Origin of the sequence: Arthrobacter gandavensis (assembly GCF_015355785.1) — a bacterium.
Classification (GTDB): domain Bacteria; phylum Actinomycetota; class Actinomycetes; order Actinomycetales; family Micrococcaceae; genus Arthrobacter_B; species Arthrobacter_B gandavensis_A.
This window is the reverse complement of record NZ_JADKYW010000006.1, coordinates 496,541-513,492: the sequence shown is the minus strand read 5'-3', so window position 1 is coordinate 513,492 and position 16,952 is coordinate 496,541. Positions and strand designations below refer to the sequence as shown.

Genomic DNA, 16,952 nt, shown 5'->3' with positions numbered 1-16,952 from the left:
GCCAGGACGGCGGCAGAACCCGCCGGCCCGCTCAGGCGGCGGGACTGGAAAGGACCGTCCGCAGGTCAGCCATGGCCACGGTGAATTCCTTAGCGCTGGCCTGAACATCGGCAGCAGCGCCCAGCCACCCGTCCGCCATGACGGAAACCGCGGCGTAGGCAGCATTTGCGGCGAGTGAGGCTTCATAGGCCGGGTCGGCGTCGATGCTTGAGTACTGCGGGTTGGCGGAGAGCCAGTCCCGAATCGTCGCCATGATCCTCGTGCCGGCATCCACCAGTGTGGTGGTTCCGGCATCCCGTGCGGCGGGCTGCCTGCGTGACAGCTCTGCCCGCAGTTTGGCCACTTCCGGGTCGGCGGGCCGAAGCGAACCAAAGATCAGCGCAATGGCACCTGCAGCGGAGTCCCGGCCATGCCGGGAGAGAACTTCATTGGCGGCTTCCTGCGGCAGTACGTTCATTGGCCGGCCAACGATCGCCGCATCCCGGGAAGGGAAGTAGTTGAAGAACGTGCTCCGGGAAATCACTGCTTTTTCGCAGATCTCGTCTACCGTGACGGCTTCAAACCCGCGTTCCAGGGCGCCCCGGACCGCGGCCAGTTCAATGCGTTTCTCGGTGTCCCGCCGCTTGCGTTCCCGCAGCCCGGGCGGGCGGGCGGAATCGTCGGCGGGTTTGGGCTTCGGTACGCAGGGAACGCTCTCTCCGAGGGAGGGATCGTTCACGCCAACCACGTTCCGCAGGGCATCGGCAGCGGCCAGGCAGGCGGCCAGCGGCTCAGGCAGGTCCCGCAGCGGAATGCTCCACCACTGCGAGGCCGCGAACAGTGCGGCATAGCCCGAGGTAACCGCAAGGACCGCTTCGGTGCGGGGCTTGCCGGGGAGCCGGGCATGCTGCGGATTGGCACGAAGCCAGCCCTCAACGGCATCACTGAGGTTGTTCTGCACCGAGATGAGCCCGGTTGAATACTGGCTCATGGCGGCGGGCTGTTCGGTGATGAGCCGGGTGCGGTCCCGCAGGACGTCGGCATCGGCCGTCCGGTGGGCGAGGCCCGGAACCTGCATTTCCAGCAGTCCCCGCACCAGGTCCTCCGGATACTGCGAGAGAATCGGGTGGGTTACCTCCGGGCCGGGCACGGTCAGGGGCTTGCCGATGATCGCTGCGTCCCGGGAAGGGAAGTGGTTGAAGAACGTGCTGCGGGAAATATCAGCCAGGGAGCAGATCATTTCGACCGTCACGCGGTCATAGCCCTGCTCCAGCGCCGCGCTCACGGCGGCACGCGCTACAACTGCAGGCGGCTGCCTGCGGGAGGGCTTGCGCCGGGAGGATGTTCCCTCGTCTGCGGCCACGAAATCACTCTCCTCTAGGCGTATGCCTCCGCAACATTAGCGGCACCCGCCGATGCACACAAACTGGGCTGCCGCCGTCGCCGGTGGTTCCTCCAGGTGTGGTCGATCCCGCTGGGACGGTGCGGCGGCCATCCGTCCGGTGTGGCAAAAACGACGGCGGCGGAAGTTGGCGGGCGGGGTCCACCGTGGCAATGTTGGGGGTGATTGATCCCCGTCCATCTTCCCAGGAGCAGTGCATCCGTGAATCCGGCCGTGCCCAAGAAATCTTCCGCCAAGCCGGCGGCAGGGACTGTTTCCTGGCGGCAGGCAGTGCCCGCCCCCGTGGTGCTGTTGACGGGGCCGGAGGAATACCTCGCCGGACGGGCGATGGAGAACATCCGGCTGCAGCAGCGCAGCCAGGCTCCGGATACCGAAGTTATCCGGATCGACGCCGCTGCCTATACTGCCGGTGAACTGACGCTGATCGCCAGCCCGTCGCTGTTCGGCGAGGCCAAGCTGATCGAGGCTGCCAACCTGGCGCACATGAGCGAAGAGTTCCTGAACGACACCTTGGCCTACCTTTCTGACCCTGCTCCGGACACGGTTCTGGTCCTGCACCATTCCGGCGGAAACCGGGGAAAGAAACTGCTGGACGCCGTCAAAGCCGCCAAGGCCCCGGTGGTGGACTGCCAGCCGTTCAAGAAGGATGCCGACAAAGCCGATTTCGTGTCCCAGGAGTTCAAGGCGGCCAGGCGCCGGATCGACGGCGGAGCGGTCCGTGCCCTGGTCAGTGCGGTCGGTTCCAGCCTGGCTGAACTTGCGTCGGCCTGCCAGCAGCTGATGAACGACACCTCCGGGGAAGTCACCGAAGAAACTGTCGAAAAATACTACGGCGGACGGGTCGAAGCCACGGCTTTCAAGGTAGCCGACGCGGCTCTGGCAGGCCGCGCCGGAGCGGCGCTGTCAATGCTGCGGCACGCCCTTGCTACGGGGGTTGACCCCGTTCCCCTGGTGGCAGCGCTGGCCATGAAGGTGCGGGGCGTGGCCAGGGTTGCCGATCTCCGGGGTTCTTCCGCGTCACTGGCCAAGGACCTGGGGATGGCTCCCTGGCAGGTCGACCAGGCGCGGCGCGACGCGCAGCGCTTCTCCGCTGAATCGCTGGTGAAAGCCGTGCAGGTTCTCGCTGAAGCGGACGCGCAGGTCAAGGGCGCAGGCCGTGATCCGGTGTACGCAGTGGAGCGCGCGGTTACCGTCATAGCACTGGCTGCCTCCGGGCGGTAATTCGCGCGGTACCCCAGAGCCGGGCGTCGAAGCCCGGGTCCTTTGCAGAGGCTGGCAGCACTCGTATGCAGGGGGCTGCCCAGCCGCCTATCCCGAATGCGTCCGGCCCCGAAGGACCGAGTGACCGCCCAACCCAAAAACGGCCGGCCCCGAAGGGCCAGCCGTTTCTGCGTAAAACTAGGGGTCTTGCTTCCGCTTAGAGCGCGTTGACCTTCTTAGAGATGGCCGACTTGCGGTTAGCAGCGTTGTTCTTGTGGATAACGCCCTTGCTGACAGCCTTGTCCAGCTTGCGGGTAGCAGCCTGCAGGGCTGCCTGAGCCGCTTCCTTGTCAGCAGCGGTGACAGCGTTATCCACGTTGCGGATAAGCGTCTTCAGCTCGGACTTCACCGAGTTGTTGCGCTGACGCGCCTTCTCGTTGGTGAGGATGCGCTTCTTCTGGGACTTAATATTGGCCACTTATAAACTCTCTTTGTATTGCGGACTTGGTCGGTGAGGGATTTCAGACCAGACATTGACTGAGCGGCGTGGGGATACCGTAATGGCGCCCGGCCTGAAGTGCCCGTCGACCTGCGCGGACACACAGCAATAAATGTTAGCAGAACTTCGCGGACAGTGTGGAACCCGGCACTCTCCCTGCGTCCGCTCAATCCCGCAGGCCGGCGAGCCGTCTGGCAACGCGCTCGAAGACGGCACGGTCCACCACAGCGCCCTGGCGCCGGACGTCGGAAGGATCCAGGGTGATGATCCTGTCCAATTTCACTTCACTGGGCCGGCCCTTGCTGTCCCATGCGCCGGAACCGATATCCAGGTAGGCCGGATCCGACGCGCGGGAATTGTTCCGGTCCCGGGTAGTCAGCATCAGGCCCAGCAGGCCGGAGCCGCTGCGCCCGATCAGCAGGACCGGGCGGTCTTTGCCCTGGGAAGGATCCTCTTCATACGGGACCCAGGCCCACACGACTTCGCCCGGGTCCGGAGCGCCGTCCGGCTTGGGTGCGTATACCGGCCTGATGTGTCCGGCGTAGACGCCGCCCCGGGATGTGCCGGCAGAAGATGAGCCCGCAGAGGACATGCGCTGGGCAGAAGAAGGCTGCCGCCCGGGGCCGCGGCTGGACCCGGTCTGGGCCCGGGGAACTTTCGCCGGCGGCCGGGCCAGATGGCGCGCTGCGCGCAGGGCGGTCCGGGCGAGGCTGAGCAGGTTGCGGGAAGAAAAAGCCATGCGGACATCCTAGGCGCGCAGTCCGGGGCCGCTGCGCCGTCCGGGGGTTCCGGCGACGGGCGCCGCGGACAGTTCGGGGCCGGCGGGATAAACGTGGGAGACTGTTAACTTAGAAACCAGTCCCACTTCGTACAATCCCTGCGTGCGAGCGGCGCTTCGGATTGCAGTCGTGCATCCGGCACGGCGCCGAAGCCATGCAAACAGTAAAGGAACCGCCACAGTGTCACCTCTGGCCCGCTTCTCACCGGTGCCTGCCGCGACGGATCCGGCGATCATTCGGAATTTCTGCATCATCGCCCACATCGACCATGGCAAGTCCACACTGGCCGACCGTATGCTCCAGCTCACCGGAGTGGTCCAGCAGCGCGACATGAAGGCCCAGTACCTGGACCGCATGGACATCGAACGCGAACGCGGAATCACCATCAAGTCCCAGGCCGTGCGCATGCCGTGGGAACTCGAGAACACCTCCTATGCCCTGAACATGATCGACACCCCTGGCCACGTTGACTTCACGTACGAGGTCTCCCGCTCCCTGGCCGCCTGCGAAGGTGCAGTACTGCTGGTGGACGCCGCCCAGGGCATCGAAGCTCAGACGCTCGCCAACCTGTACCTGGCGATGGAAAACGATCTCACCATCATTCCGGTCCTCAACAAGATCGACCTGCCGGCGGCGCAGCCGGAAAAGTATGCCGAGGAGCTGGCACACCTGATCGGCGGCGATCCGGCGGACGTGCTGAAGGTCTCCGGCAAAACCGGCGTGGGCGTCGAAGCACTGCTGGACCAGATTGTCCGTGACATTCCCGCACCGGTGGGCGATCCCAACGCACCGGCACGCGCCATGATCTTCGACTCGGTCTACGACACCTACCGCGGGGTGGTCACCTACGTCCGCGTCGTCGACGGCAAGCTCTCGCCGCGCGAACGCGTGCAGATGATGTCCACCCGCGCGAGCCACGAACTCCTGGAGATCGGTGTCAGCTCACCCGAGCCCACTCCCTCCAAGGGCCTGGGTGTCGGCGAGGTGGGCTACCTGATTACCGGCGTGAAGGATGTCCGTCTGTCCAAGGTTGGCGACACCGTCACCAACCTGGCCAAGCCCGCAGCCGAGTCGCTGCCCGGTTACGCCGACGCCAAGCCCATGGTCTTCTCCGGCCTGTACCCAATTGACGGCGCCGACTACCCGGTGCTGCGCGACGCGCTCGAAAAGCTGATGCTCAACGACGCCGCACTCGTGTACGAGCCCGAGACCTCCGCAGCGCTTGGCTTCGGTTTCCGTGTGGGCTTCCTGGGCCTGCTGCACCTTGAAATTACCCGTGAGCGGCTCGAGCGCGAGTACAACCTGGACCTCATCTCCACCGCACCGAACGTGGAGTACGAGGTGACGCTTGAGGACAACAAAGTGGTCACCGTGACCAACCCCAGCGAGTATCCCGATGGCAAGATCAAAGAGGTCCGCGAGCCCATGGTTGCGGCCACCATCCTGGCGCCGAGCGAGTTCGTGGGCGCCATCATGGAGCTGTGCCAGACCCGCCGCGGTGTGCTGGGGGGCATGGACTACCTTTCCGAGGACCGGGTTGAAATTCGTTACCGCCTGCCGCTGGCCGAGATTGTCTTCGACTTCTTCGACGTGCTGAAGTCCAAGACCCGCGGCTACGCCTCGCTGGACTGGAAGGCCGACGGAGAGCAGGTGTCCGACCTGGTCAAGGTGGACATCCTGCTGCAGGGCGAGCAGGTGGATGCCTTCAGCTCCATCACCCACAAGGACAAGGCGTACGCCTACGGCGTCATGATGACCGGAAAACTGCGGGAACTGATCCCAAGGCAGCAGTTCGAGGTGCCCATCCAGGCCGCCATCGGCTCCCGCATCATCGCCCGCGAATCCATCCGTGCCATCCGCAAGGACGTGCTTGCCAAGTGCTACGGCGGCGACATCAGCCGTAAGCGCAAGCTGCTGGAAAAGCAGAAGGAAGGCAAGAAGCGCATGAAGATGGTCGGCCGAGTGGAAGTTCCGCAGGAAGCCTTCGTGGCCGCCCTGTCCTCCGACGAATCCAAGGACAAATCCAAGAAGTGACACCAAGCGCACTGCCCCTCGGGGATCCCGCGCCAAAGGACGGACTTCTTCCGTCCGACGCAGCAGCCGCGGCTGCAGAACGGAAGTTCGGGCTGTACGTCCACATTCCTTTCTGCGCCGTGCGCTGCGGCTACTGCGACTTCAACACCTATACCGCTACGGAGCTCGGCGGAGGTGCCTCGCAGGACGCCTACGCCGCAACGGCACAGCAGGAAGTCCGGTTCGCCTCGGCTGCTTTGGCGGCGTCGGGCATCCCGGGGCGGCCCATCGAGACAGTCTTCTTTGGCGGCGGCACACCGACCCTGCTCCCCGCCGAAGACCTGGCCGCCATCCTGGGCACCGCCGTCGAACAGTGGGGCCTGGCTCCCGGCGCAGAGGTGACCACCGAGGCAAACCCCGACTCGGTGACCCCCGAATCCCTGCAGCTCCTGAAGGACGCCGGCTTCACCCGGGTTTCCTTCGGCATGCAGTCTGCGGTGCCGCACGTGCTGGCGGTCCTGGACCGGACCCACACCCCGTCACGGGTGCCGCAGGCGGTTCAGTGGGCGCGCGACGCAGGCCTGAAAGTCAGCGTGGACCTGATCTACGGAACGCCGGGGGAGTCCCTGGCAGACTGGAAGCATTCGGTCGAGGAGGTCCTGAGCTACCAGCCGGACCACATTTCCGCTTACGCGCTGATCGTCGAGGAGGGCACCAAGCTCGCCGCACGCATGCGCCGCGGCGAAGTGCCGCCGATCGACGACGACGACCACGCGGACAAGTACCTGCTGGCCGATGAACTGTTCTCGGCCGCCGGCCTGAACTGGTACGAAGTCAGCAACTGGGCGCGCACCCCGCAGGACGCCTGCCGGCACAATCTTGCCTACTGGCGCAGTGATGACTGGTGGGGAATCGGCCCCGGCGCCCACTCACACGTCGGCGGGGTGCGCTGGTGGAACGCCAAGCACCCCACGGCCTATGCGCAGCGGATTGCAGCGGGGGAGTCACCCGCCGTCGGGCGCGAAACCCTGGACACGGACACCCGCTACCTTGAAGACGTTATGCTGCGCACCCGGCTGGCCGAAGGCCTGCCGCGGGAGCTGCTGCGCCCCGAAGGACGTCACGAAATTGCCGGACTGATCGCGGACGGACTGGTTGAACCCGGGGCAGCCATTGGGGGAACCGTGCTGCTCACACTCAAGGGCCGGCTGCTGGCTGACGCCGTGGTTCGGCGCCTGCTTCCGTAAACCGGCCGGACAACCGAAAAAACCGCCGGTCCCTCCGGGGACAGCGGGTCTTTTCATGCACGGCAGCGGCCGTCAACGCTGGCGCGTCAGCGGAAGCGGCGCAGGTTGTAGCGGTAGCGGTAGGGCCGGCCGCGGTTGCATTCGATGCCCGCAATGACGGAGTACACGGCGACGACGATCCAGATGAGCGCGTTGAGAATGGCGAAGTATCCGCCCACCACCGGAATGAAGGAGAGCAGCCAGGCCACGAGAGCAAGGATGGTGGGAGGGAGCGTGAAGTTCAGGGCTTCCTTTGACTCCTGGGCCGTGAAGGGTCCGCGGTCACGGAAAACCAGGTAGATGATGAGCGAAGGAACGAAACCCAGGATCCCGCCAAAGTGGGAAAGGGTTGCCCACTGGCGGTCTTCCGACGCGGTCAGGGGAAGTGCGTTGGCCGGGGCGCCCTGGTAGTCCGGGCGCGCCGGCGAACCGCTGTGATCCGGTTGCGGGTGGTTCGGGCGTGGGTTGGGCACGGTGGCTATTCCTTTAACTCTCAGATGACGCAGGGATCGCCCCCCCGCGGGTACCTGTTGTTAGACAAGGGTACTGGCTCCAGCGGCAGGAACGGGCACCGGGACACCCCAGCGTGCCGTGCCGCGGGTGTGCCCGCAGGCATTCCGGTAATCCCTACGGGACGGTGAGGAAGTCGATGACTTCCTCCACCCGGCCCAGCAGTGACGGCTCCAAATCGGCGTAGGTGCGAACCGAACCAAGCAGTTTCTTCCAGCCCATGGCGACGTCGGTATGGTCACGGTGCGGCCAGCCGAGTCCCTTCAGGATTCCGCTTTTCCAGTCCTCGTGCCGCGGCACCACCGGCCATGCCTGCAGGCCGATCACGTGGGGCTTGATCGCCTGCCAGACATCGACGTACGGATGGCCGACGATCAGCACGTTCCCCGCGGCTCCGGGCACCCGCATCGCTTCGGCGGCGATGCGCGATTCCTTGGACCCTGCAACCAGGTGGTCCACGAGGATGCCGAGCCGCCTGCCGGGACCCGGTGAGAAGTCCCGCACGGCGCCGGCGAGGTCGTCCACGCCGTGGAGGGGTTCGACGACGATGCCTTCGATCCGGAGGTCGTCTCCCCAGACCTTCTCCACCAGTTCCGCGTCATGCTTGCCTTCAACCCAGATGCGGCTCGCCCGGGCGGTACGGGCACGGGCGTTCGCCACGGCGACGGATCCCGACGCCGTCCGCCGGGCAACAGGGGCCTTGGCCTGAACGGCCTGGACCACTTCAACGGGTTCGCCTTCCAGCAGGAAGCCGAAGCCAAGTTCAAAGGAACGTGTCCGACCGTGGTAATCCTCCAGCACCACCAGGTGCATGCCGCCGGATTTCTCGGTGCGGATCACGGCGCCTACCCATCCGGTTTGCACCTCTTCCAGCACCAGGCCCTTCTCGGCACCCACCTTCCGCAGGGCCTTCCGTGCCGGGGCAGTGATGTCCTGCGGGCCCCACTCGTAGCTGGGCATGAAACCTCGTTCCTGACGGCGCGTGTAGGGCATGCGCTGGCTGCAGGCACGCAGGAATCAATGCTAGCAACGGGAGCGGATGGTATTAGACTTAGCACTTAGGGACATTGAGTGCTAAGTCTGGCCGGATGGCAGCCGCCAGCGGAAAGCCCGTCAGCGAAGGAGGAAACCATTGAGCGAACCACGCCGGCTCGAGGTGCTCCGGGCCATTGTCGAAGATTATGTCCACTCGCGTGAGCCGGTTGGCTCAAAGGCCCTGGTTGAACGCCACCACCTCGGGGTTTCCTCCGCAACCATCCGCAATGACATGGCTGTCCTCGAAGAAGAGGGCCTCATCGTTGCACCTCACACTTCCGCCGGACGCATCCCCACGGATAAGGGCTACCGCCTGTTCGTGGACCAGCTTTCGGACCTCAAGCCGCTTTCCGCAGCTGAGCGCCGCGCCATCCAGACACTCCTGGAAGGTGCAGAGGACATCGATGACATCCTGGACCGCACGGTACGGCTCCTCTCGCAGCTGACCAACCAGGTCGCCGTCGTTCAGTATCCCCACCTGGGCAACGCGAAGGTCCGCCACATCGAGTTTGTCCTGCTGGCGCCGGCACAGGTGCTGGTAGTGCTCATTTCAACGACCGGCCGGGTGGAGCAGCGCGTCATCGCGGTCCCGGCTCCGGTGACTGAACAGGACCTGCACGAACTGCGCCAGCATTTCCTCCAGGCATTGGCCGGAACCATGCTGACCCGTATCACCTCCCACCTCGCCGACACCCTGGCCACCGTTCCAGCACACCTGCGCGGACCCGCCGCAGCGCTGGGGCGGGCCCTTGAACAGCTGGCCGGCATCAACCGCGAAGACCGCATGATCATGGCGGGCACCGCGAACCTTGCCCGCGCCACGGGGGACTTCCCGCTGACCATAGGACCCATCCTGGAGGCCCTGGAAGAACAGGTGGTGATGCTGCGGCTGCTCTCCGAAATGGAACAGGATGCAAAGGGCGTTTCGGTGCGGATCGGATCCGAGAATCCCTACGGTTCCCTCTCCGAGGCATCCGTCGTCGCCACTGGGTATGGGCCGGACGCTTCCGCTATGGTTGGAATCCTCGGTCCCACCCGGATGGACTACCCCAACACCATGGCAGCGGTCCGAGCCGTTGCCCGCTACCTTTCCCGGGTCCTGAACAACTGACCCACCAGACCGGCAGGCGCGCCGCACGGTGCCCTGCGGAAGACTAACCACCCCCGAGGCGGGGGACGCAATACAGGAAGCGATGTGCACGAGTGAGTGATCACTACCAGGTACTCGGCGTCAGCCGGGATGCCACCGGCGAGGAAATCAAGAAGGCCTACCGCAAGCTGGCCCGCAAGCTGCATCCGGACGTGAATACCGCTCCCGGAGCGGCGGACGAGTTCAAAGCGGTCACCCACGCCTACGAGGTTCTCTCCGACCCGCAGAAGCGCCGGGTCTACGACACCACCGGCCAGGAGAACGGCACGGACAGCGGTTTTGGTGGCGGCTTCGGCGGCCAGGGATTCGGCTTCCAGGACATCTTCGACACCTTCTTCGGCGGCGGTGCTCCCGGCGGCGGACGCGGCCCGGCGTCCCGCACCCGGCGCGGGCAGGATGCGCTGATCAACGTCCGGATCGACCTGAAGGATGCCGTCTTCGGCACCAACAAGAAGATCGACGTCGAGACGGCTGTCCTCTGCCCCACCTGCGAGGGTTCCTGCTGCCAGCCCGGAACCTCGCCGCGCACCTGCGACATCTGCCACGGCAGCGGCCAGGTCCAGCGCGCCGTCCGTTCAATCCTCGGCCAGGTCATGACCACCGCACCCTGCGGATCCTGCCAGGGATTCGGAACCGTCATTCCGGATCCGTGCCACGAATGTGCCGGCGAAGGCCGAGTCCGCAGCCGCCGCACCCTGACCATCAAGGTTCCCGCCGGCGTGGCAACCGGTACCCGGATCCAGCTCAGCGGACAGGGCGAAGCCGGAACGGCGGGCGGACCGCAGGGCGACCTGTACGTCGAAATCCGTGTCAACGCTGATCCCGTATTCATGCGGGACGGTGATGACCTGCACGCCACGCTGACGGTTCCGATGACGGCTGCCGCGCTGGGCACCGTGATCAACATGGACACCTTTGACGGGGAACGTGAGATCACCGTCAAGGCCGGAACGCAGTCGGGCGAAGTCACCACGCTCAAGGGCCTTGGCGTAACCCACCTGCGCGGCTACGGCCGCGGCGACCTGATGGTCCACGTCCAGGTGGAAACGCCGCAAAAGCTCGACGCCGCTCAAGAGGAACTGCTGCGCCGGCTAGCAGAGCTGCGCGGCGAGGAATTCGCCGAAGGCCGGCTCAGCGGCAACAGCAGCAGCGGCGTCTTCGCGAAGCTCCGCGACCGCCTCGGTAACCACTAGCCGCCGGAGTCCACGGTGACCAACCCCATCTTCTTCGGCGATCCCGAACTCGTTGCTGCCGCCGCACCGGGGAGCGTCTTCGCGCTCACCGGCCCGGAAGCGCGCCACGCCGTCGCAGTCAAACGGCTGGCCCCGGGGGAGGACGTGGACATTGTCGACGGCGCCGGAAAGCGCCTGCGCGGAACCGTCCGTTCCGCCGATCCGGCGCTGCTGGAAGTCGACGTCCGCGACGTTGAGGTTGAACCGGGTGGCGACTGCGAATTCACGCTCGTGCAGGCGTTGGCCAAGGGGGACCGGGACGAGCAGGCCATTGAGGCGGCAACCGAGCTTGGCGTGGACGCAGTGCTGCCCTGGCAGTCTGAGCGCAGCATTGTCCGCTGGCGGGCTGACAAGGCGGCGAAGGGCCAGGCAAAATGGCGTGCCGTGGTGACCTCCGCGGCCAAGCAGTCCCGCAGGTCAAGGATTCCGCTGGTACTGGATGTCTCCGACAGCAGGACGCTGGCCTCCCGCCTGGCAGGTACCGGCCTGGTCCTGGTGCTGCATGAAGAAGCCGGGCTTCCGCTGTCTGCTGCCGTGGAAACCGCCCTGGCGCGGGCCGCTGGAACCGGTGTGGAAACCGGAATCCGGTCCATCGCCGTCGTAGTTGGTCCCGAGGGCGGCATCAGTCCCGCCGAAATCCAGGCCCTGCGAGAGGCCGGTGCCGTTGCCGTGCGGCTGGGTCCGCACGTGCTGCGTTCCTCAAGCGCGGGACCCGCAGCCCTGGTTCTGCTGAACCATCTGTTGGGCCGCTGGGGCTGAGACGGGGGGACTAATAGACCGTGAAGCGCTTTGAGTCTTCGTTCTCGCCTTCACCGTGGAATACCCGAAGGTTGTAATCCCCCGGTTCCAGGTCGATCCGGACGTCGAACATCGCCGTCTCGCCTGAGACGGCATCAAGCCGGATCTCACCGGATTTGAGGGCAGCAGTTTCAGGGCGCCCGTTGACCACTCGTTCAACACTCCAGAACAGCTGCTCATCGCGTTCCACGGCGGAGCCCGTTACGGTCACTGAAGCTTCAGTGCCGTCACCCTCCTGGGGGCTGACGATCCAGATTGGAGCCGGCATCGTGTTGTCCCGCACCAGGTCGCGTTCCAGATTCTCATGGCCAAACGCCGTATAGCCGGCCTTGCCGTCCACCAGCACCGCAACGCTGACGTTGTAGCCCGCAGTGGTCAGGCCGGCATTGGCCGCTGCTGCGGTTGCGGTGTACACCAGCTGCTGGACGGCGCGGTGCGCCATGCCTGCGTCCAGGGAAGGTTTGAAGGCATCGGAGGAGATGTCCACCGTGATGACGTTTTTGCTGGAGATCGAGGCTGTGACCCTCGAAGCGGGCGCCCAGGGCGTGAAGTAGTCATCATCCGAGGGCGTCGCCGTCGTCATGGTCATCACGGCTTCGCCAATGGGGTCGCCGGTGTTTTTCGACGGCAGGAACTCCCGGTACAGCTGGACATCCGACCCGTTCAGGCCCAGCCAGTAAACCGGCATCACCACCTTTGAAGCCGTGGCTTCCGCGGGTGCCGAAACTGCCATCGGGTGCCCTTCGGGAGACGTCGCGGCGCTGAAGGAGCTGGGCATGCTGGTGGTGGGCATTTCGGCAACCACGCCGCACGAGCCCAGGAACAGCGGCGCTGCCGCGGCGGCCAGAAGGAGGCGGAACCGGGCGGAGCGGCGAGTTCGCTGCTCGATCATGTCTGTCCCTGCCTTCCGGGGTTTTGCGCCGGCGCGAACGCCGGTCGATGCTGTGGGGGTCCGTCCGGGACAGGGGTCCAGGCCGGAGCGTCCCATCAAGCTTGGCACAGCGGAACCGGCCCAAACCGGGGGTTCCTGCCTTCGGAGCGGGACTGATACTTGATTGAGACCCAGACGATGCCAAGCCGAGATAAACGGCGTAATACAGCTCACATCATCCGTAACTGATCCGCATGCGCCGGACACCGATACCGGTCCCCGGAACCTGATAGGCACGTGCGGGCCCGTATCCAGTAGAATTAAGGAGGCTGTGAGCACCATAAATTTCAGCAGACTTACCATCCAGTTTTCCGATAAGGGGCGATGAGAGGCCGAGGGGCCGCATATATGACCGAATCTTCAGCAGGAATCGGCACTATCCACGAGGACCAGCAGACGATTGTGTTCGACTCAACCGAGCACATGGTCCAGTCTTTGGGCGCCAACGACGAGGCCCTGAAAGTCATCGAGAACGCCTTTCCGGAGGTGAACCTCCACGTCCGCGGAAATGAGCTCTCAGTTTCCGGCCCCGCACCCGACGTGGACCGGACCGTTCGCCTCATCAACGAGGTCCGCGTCCTTGCGCGTCACCAGACGCGGGTGACCCCCCAGATCCTGGAACAGCTGATCACGATGCTCCGCGACCAGAGTGCGGAACGCCCCGCCGAGGTTCTGACCCAGAACATCCTCTCCACGCGCGGGCGCACCATTCGGCCCAAGACGCTCAACCAGAAGAACTACGTTGACGCGATTGACCGCAATACCGTTGTGTTTGGGATTGGGCCGGCGGGCACCGGGAAGACCTACCTTGCCATGGCCAAGGCGGTCCAGGCCCTGCAGCAGAAGGAAGTTAACCGGATTATCCTGACCCGGCCGGCGGTTGAGGCGGGAGAACGGCTGGGATTCCTGCCCGGCACGCTCAACGACAAGATCGATCCGTACCTGCGTCCCCTCTACGATGCGCTGCACGACATGATGGACCCTGAATCAATTCCCCGGCTCATGGCAGCGGGAACCATCGAAGTGGCTCCGCTGGCCTACATGCGCGGCCGCACCCTCAACGATGCGTTCATCATCCTGGATGAAGCGCAGAACACGACGCCCGAGCAGATGAAGATGTTCCTGACGCGCCTGGGCTTCGGATCCAAGATGGTAGTTACCGGTGACGTCACCCAGGTGGACCTTCCCGGTTCCACCACCTCCGGCCTGCGGATCGTCCACGAGATCCTGGACGGCATCGAGGACGTGCATTTCTCCGAACTCACCGCCACCGACGTCGTCCGGCACCGCCTGGTCAGCGACATCGTGACCGCCTACAGCGAGTGGGATGAAGAACGCCGTCCACGCACCGGTTCGCACAGCACCGGGCAGGAGAGAAAGCGATGAGCATCGAGGTCAACAACGAGTCGGCCATGCCGGCGGACGAGGAAGCGCTGGCCCGCCTGGGACGGTTCGTGCTGGATGCCATGTACGTCCATCCGGAAGCTGAACTTTCAATCATCCTGGTGGACGAGGACGCCATCGAGAAGCTCCACATCGAATGGATGGACCTTCCCGGGCCCACCGACGTGCTCTCCTTCCCGATGGATGAGCTGCGCCCCGGCACACCGGGCCGTCCTGCCCCGGCAGGTGTCCTGGGGGACATTGTCCTGTGCCCGCAGGTCGCGGCACGCCAGGCTGAAACCGCCGGCCACGGCCTGGAAGACGAGCTGCTGCTGCTGACCACCCACGGCATCCTGCACCTGCTTGGCTACGACCACGCGGAACCCGAGGAAGAAGCCGAAATGTTCGGCCTCCAGCGCCGGCTTCTGTCGGACTACACGGGCAGGGAAGCCCCGAAGGAGACACGCAGTTGAGCGTAGGCGTCCTAGTGGTCATGGCCCTCGCCTTCGTGGTGCTGGCCGGACTCCTTACCGCCGCCGAGGCAGCATACGGCTACCTCCCGCGACACGAAGCCGAAGCGCTGCTTAGCGGCCGTGCCGGAAAACCGCTGAAGCGGATACTGCAGCACCCCGTGGCGCACATGCACGCGCTGCGGTTTTGGCGCGTTTGGTTCGAAATGGCGACGGCGGTGTCCGTCGCCATGGCCTTCCAGCTGGTCGTCGAAAACCTGTGGCTGGCCGGGCTCCTTGCCACGGTCACCATGGCCGGCGTCGGTTTCGTGCTGGTGGGGGTCTCTCCGCGCCAGATCGGCCGGCGGCACGTCACCGGCGTCGTAGTCCTCACCGCCTCGCTCGTGAGCGTCCTGCGCACAATTCTCGGCCCCATCCCGGGCTGGCTCGTGAAGATCGGCTCTGCAGTCGCTCCCGGGACGCAGGGCCCGGATGCTGCTTTCTTCACGGAGGAGGAGTTCCGCGAACTGCTGGACCGTGCCTCCGAAGCGGACATGATCGAGAACACCGAGGCGGAGCTGATCCACTCAGTCTTTGAACTTGGCGACACCAAGGTGCGGTCCGTGATGGTTCCCAGGACTGACATGGTTTGCATCGATTCAGGGTCAACTCTCCGGCAGGCGATGTCCCTCTTCCTGCGGTCGGGCTACTCCCGTGTGCCCGTCATCGAGGACAGCGCGGACCAGATCGTCGGCATCCTCTACCTCAAGGACGTAGCCGCCCAAATGCACGGGCGTGATCCTGAGGCGGGCAGCCAGGTGGTTGACGGCTTGTGCCGGCCGGTCCGCTACGTACCCGAATCCAAGGCTGTGGGGGAGCTGCTGCAGGAACTGCAGCGCGAATCCACCCACGTGGCCGTCGTGATCGATGAATACGGCGGAACCGCCGGACTGGTCACCCTGGAAGACCTGATCGAAGAGATCGTCGGAGAGATCGTCGACGAGTACGACTCCGAGCGGCCGGACATCGAAGACCTGGGGGACGGGCGCTACCGGCTCAGTTCCAAGGCCGGAATCGATGACCTCGGCGAACTGTTCGACATCAGCCTCGAAGACGACGAGGTGGACACCGTGGGCGGACTGCTGGCGAAGGCCCTTGGCCGCGTGCCGATCGTGGGCAGCGAAGTGGTTGTCGAATCGATCGTGCTCCACGCCGAGCGGCTGGAAGGGCGGCGCAATAGGGTCTCCCACGTACTTGCCTGGCGGCAGCCGGAAAACGGCGAAGACAATACTACGGCGGCGGCCCACCCGGACCGCCCGAAAACAACAGAACTGGTACCCCGAAATGACTGAACCCACGTTCCGCGCCGGATTCGTGTCCCTCGTTGGCCGGCCGAATGCCGGCAAGTCCACACTGACCAACGCCCTGGTGGGACAAAAGGTGGCCATCACCTCGGCGAAGCCCCAAACCACCCGGCACACCATCCGCGGAATCGTGCACCGGGAAACATCCCAGCTCATCCTGGTGGATACCCCGGGACTCCACCGGCCGCGCACCCTGCTGGGACAGCGGCTCAATGACCTCGTAGCGGACACGCTGGCCGAGGTGGATGCGATTGGATTCTGCCTCCCCGCCAACGAAGCCGTGGGCCCGGGTGACCGCTACATCGCCAATCAGCTGGCAGCACTGAAGCACAAGCCCGTGGTTGCCCTGGTTACCAAGACTGACCTGGTTGACCGCGCCGCCCTCGCGAAGCAGCTGATGTCCGTAACGGCGCTGGGCAACGAAGTGCTTGGGGAGGACGGATGGGCGGACGTCGTTCCCGTGTCCGCCGCCGACGGCTTCCAGGTGGACACCGTTGCGGACGTCCTTGCCTCCCGCATGCCGGCGTCTCCACCGCTCTACCCGGACGGCGAGCTGACCGATGAACCGGAAGCTGTCATGGTAGCTGAGCTTGTCCGCGAAGCCGCGCTCGAGGGTGTGCGGGACGAACTGCCCCACTCCCTGGCCGTGGTGGTCGAAGAGATCGTTCCCCGTGAGGGCCGCAGCGAGGAGAACCCGTTGTTGGATGTCAGGGTCAATCTCTATGTTGAACGTCCGTCGCAGAAAGCGATTATTATTGGGCGGGGCGGTTCTCGCCTGCGTGAAGTGGGAACGAATGCACGCCGCGGCATCGAAGCACTGCTGGGAACCCGGGTTTACCTGGACCTGCATGTGAAGATTGCCAAGGACTGGCAGCGGGACCCCAAGCAGCTGGTAAAGCTTGGATTCTAGCGGCCAAGGCCGCATCTGAACGGGTCCCAAGC

The 16,952-nt window shown here is 65.0% G+C and carries 16 protein-coding genes; 10 read left to right on the top strand and 6 right to left on the bottom strand.

What is annotated here, in order from left to right; translation table 11 throughout:
* Positions 1-31 precede the first annotated feature (31 nt).
* Positions 32-1,342: a TetR/AcrR family transcriptional regulator gene (locus ITX31_RS14160; protein ID WP_194784036.1), complete on the bottom strand. Its 1,311-nt coding sequence runs from the start codon at positions 1,340-1,342 to the stop codon at positions 32-34.
* Between the two features lie 252 nt (positions 1,343-1,594).
* On the opposite strand from ITX31_RS14160, the gene holA reads away from it, so the two are divergent.
* Positions 1,595-2,602 carry a DNA polymerase III subunit delta gene (holA, locus tag ITX31_RS14155; RefSeq protein WP_323745693.1) on the top strand — a complete coding sequence of 336 codons (1,008 nt, stop codon included), beginning with the start codon at positions 1,595-1,597 and terminating at the stop codon, positions 2,600-2,602.
* A 196-nt stretch (positions 2,603-2,798) separates the two neighbouring features.
* On the opposite strand, the gene rpsT is transcribed toward holA, so the two are convergent.
* Together rpsT and ITX31_RS14145 are read right to left on the bottom strand one after the other, a co-directional pair.
* Positions 2,799-3,059, bottom strand: a complete 261-nt coding sequence (gene rpsT, locus ITX31_RS14150) for a 30S ribosomal protein S20 (RefSeq protein ID WP_055241021.1) — start codon at positions 3,057-3,059, stop codon at positions 2,799-2,801.
* Between the two features lie 187 nt (positions 3,060-3,246).
* Positions 3,247-3,819: a type II toxin-antitoxin system PemK/MazF family toxin gene (locus ITX31_RS14145; protein WP_194784034.1), complete on the bottom strand. Its 573-nt coding sequence runs from the start codon at positions 3,817-3,819 to the stop codon at positions 3,247-3,249.
* A 220-nt stretch (positions 3,820-4,039) separates the two neighbouring features.
* Here ITX31_RS14145 and lepA point away from each other — a divergent pair, with 220 nt between their 5' ends.
* Together lepA and hemW are read left to right on the top strand one after the other, a co-directional pair.
* Positions 4,040-5,893, top strand: a complete 1,854-nt coding sequence (gene lepA / locus ITX31_RS14140; RefSeq protein ID WP_194784033.1) for a translation elongation factor 4 — start codon at positions 4,040-4,042, stop codon at positions 5,891-5,893.
* Positions 5,890-7,119 carry a radical SAM family heme chaperone HemW gene (hemW, locus tag ITX31_RS14135; protein WP_194784032.1) on the top strand — a complete coding sequence of 410 codons (1,230 nt, stop codon included), beginning with the start codon at positions 5,890-5,892 and terminating at the stop codon, positions 7,117-7,119. The genes lepA and hemW overlap by 4 nt, the downstream gene beginning before the upstream one ends.
* Before the next feature lie 86 nt (positions 7,120-7,205).
* On the opposite strand, the gene ITX31_RS14130 is transcribed toward hemW, so the two are convergent.
* Positions 7,206-7,631, bottom strand: coding sequence for a DUF4870 domain-containing protein (locus tag ITX31_RS14130; RefSeq protein WP_194784031.1), 426 nt, complete (start codon positions 7,629-7,631; stop codon positions 7,206-7,208).
* A gap of 154 nt (positions 7,632-7,785) precedes the next feature.
* Positions 7,786-8,628 (bottom strand): DUF3097 family protein, encoded by an 843-nt coding sequence (locus tag ITX31_RS14125; RefSeq protein ID WP_194784030.1) that lies wholly within the window; start codon positions 8,626-8,628, stop codon positions 7,786-7,788.
* A 172-nt stretch (positions 8,629-8,800) separates the two neighbouring features.
* On the opposite strand from ITX31_RS14125, the gene hrcA reads away from it, so the two are divergent.
* The 3 genes from hrcA (at position 8,801) to ITX31_RS14110 (ending at position 11,844) form a co-directional block, all read left to right on the top strand.
* Entirely contained in the window at positions 8,801-9,814 is a 1,014-nt protein-coding gene (gene hrcA, locus ITX31_RS14120) for a heat-inducible transcriptional repressor HrcA (RefSeq protein ID WP_194784029.1), read from the top strand.
* 92 nt (positions 9,815-9,906) lie between these two features.
* Complete coding sequence (gene dnaJ, locus ITX31_RS14115; RefSeq protein WP_194784028.1) at positions 9,907-11,046, top strand: molecular chaperone DnaJ; 1,140 nt, start codon at positions 9,907-9,909, stop codon at positions 11,044-11,046.
* A gap of 15 nt (positions 11,047-11,061) precedes the next feature.
* The gene (locus tag ITX31_RS14110) at positions 11,062-11,844 is read left to right on the top strand and encodes a 16S rRNA (uracil(1498)-N(3))-methyltransferase (protein ID WP_194784027.1); all 783 of its coding nucleotides are present in this window, start codon (positions 11,062-11,064) and stop codon (positions 11,842-11,844) included.
* Positions 11,845-11,854: 10 nt separating this feature from the next.
* Here ITX31_RS14110 and ITX31_RS14105 read toward each other — a convergent pair whose 3' ends face one another.
* Positions 11,855-12,775, bottom strand: coding sequence for a GerMN domain-containing protein (locus ITX31_RS14105; RefSeq protein WP_194784026.1), 921 nt, complete (start codon positions 12,773-12,775; stop codon positions 11,855-11,857).
* Positions 12,776-13,162: 387 nt separating this feature from the next.
* On the opposite strand from ITX31_RS14105, the gene ITX31_RS14100 reads away from it, so the two are divergent.
* The 4 genes from ITX31_RS14100 to era are packed head-to-tail and all read left to right on the top strand — an operon-like array spanning position 13,163 to position 16,920.
* Positions 13,163-14,200, top strand: a complete 1,038-nt coding sequence (locus ITX31_RS14100) for a PhoH family protein (RefSeq protein WP_194784025.1) — start codon at positions 13,163-13,165, stop codon at positions 14,198-14,200.
* Positions 14,197-14,670, top strand: coding sequence for an rRNA maturation RNase YbeY (gene ybeY / locus ITX31_RS14095; protein ID WP_194784024.1), 474 nt, complete (start codon positions 14,197-14,199; stop codon positions 14,668-14,670). Before ITX31_RS14100 ends, ybeY begins: the two co-directional genes overlap by 4 nt.
* A 20-nt stretch (positions 14,671-14,690) precedes the next feature.
* Positions 14,691-15,998, top strand: a complete 1,308-nt coding sequence (locus ITX31_RS14090) for a hemolysin family protein (protein WP_416354832.1) — start codon at positions 14,691-14,693, stop codon at positions 15,996-15,998.
* On the top strand, positions 15,991-16,920 hold the full coding sequence (era, locus tag ITX31_RS14085; protein ID WP_194784022.1) for a GTPase Era: 930 nt from the start codon (positions 15,991-15,993) through the stop codon (positions 16,918-16,920). Before ITX31_RS14090 ends, era begins: the two co-directional genes overlap by 8 nt.
* Positions 16,921-16,952: the final 32 nt, after the last annotated feature.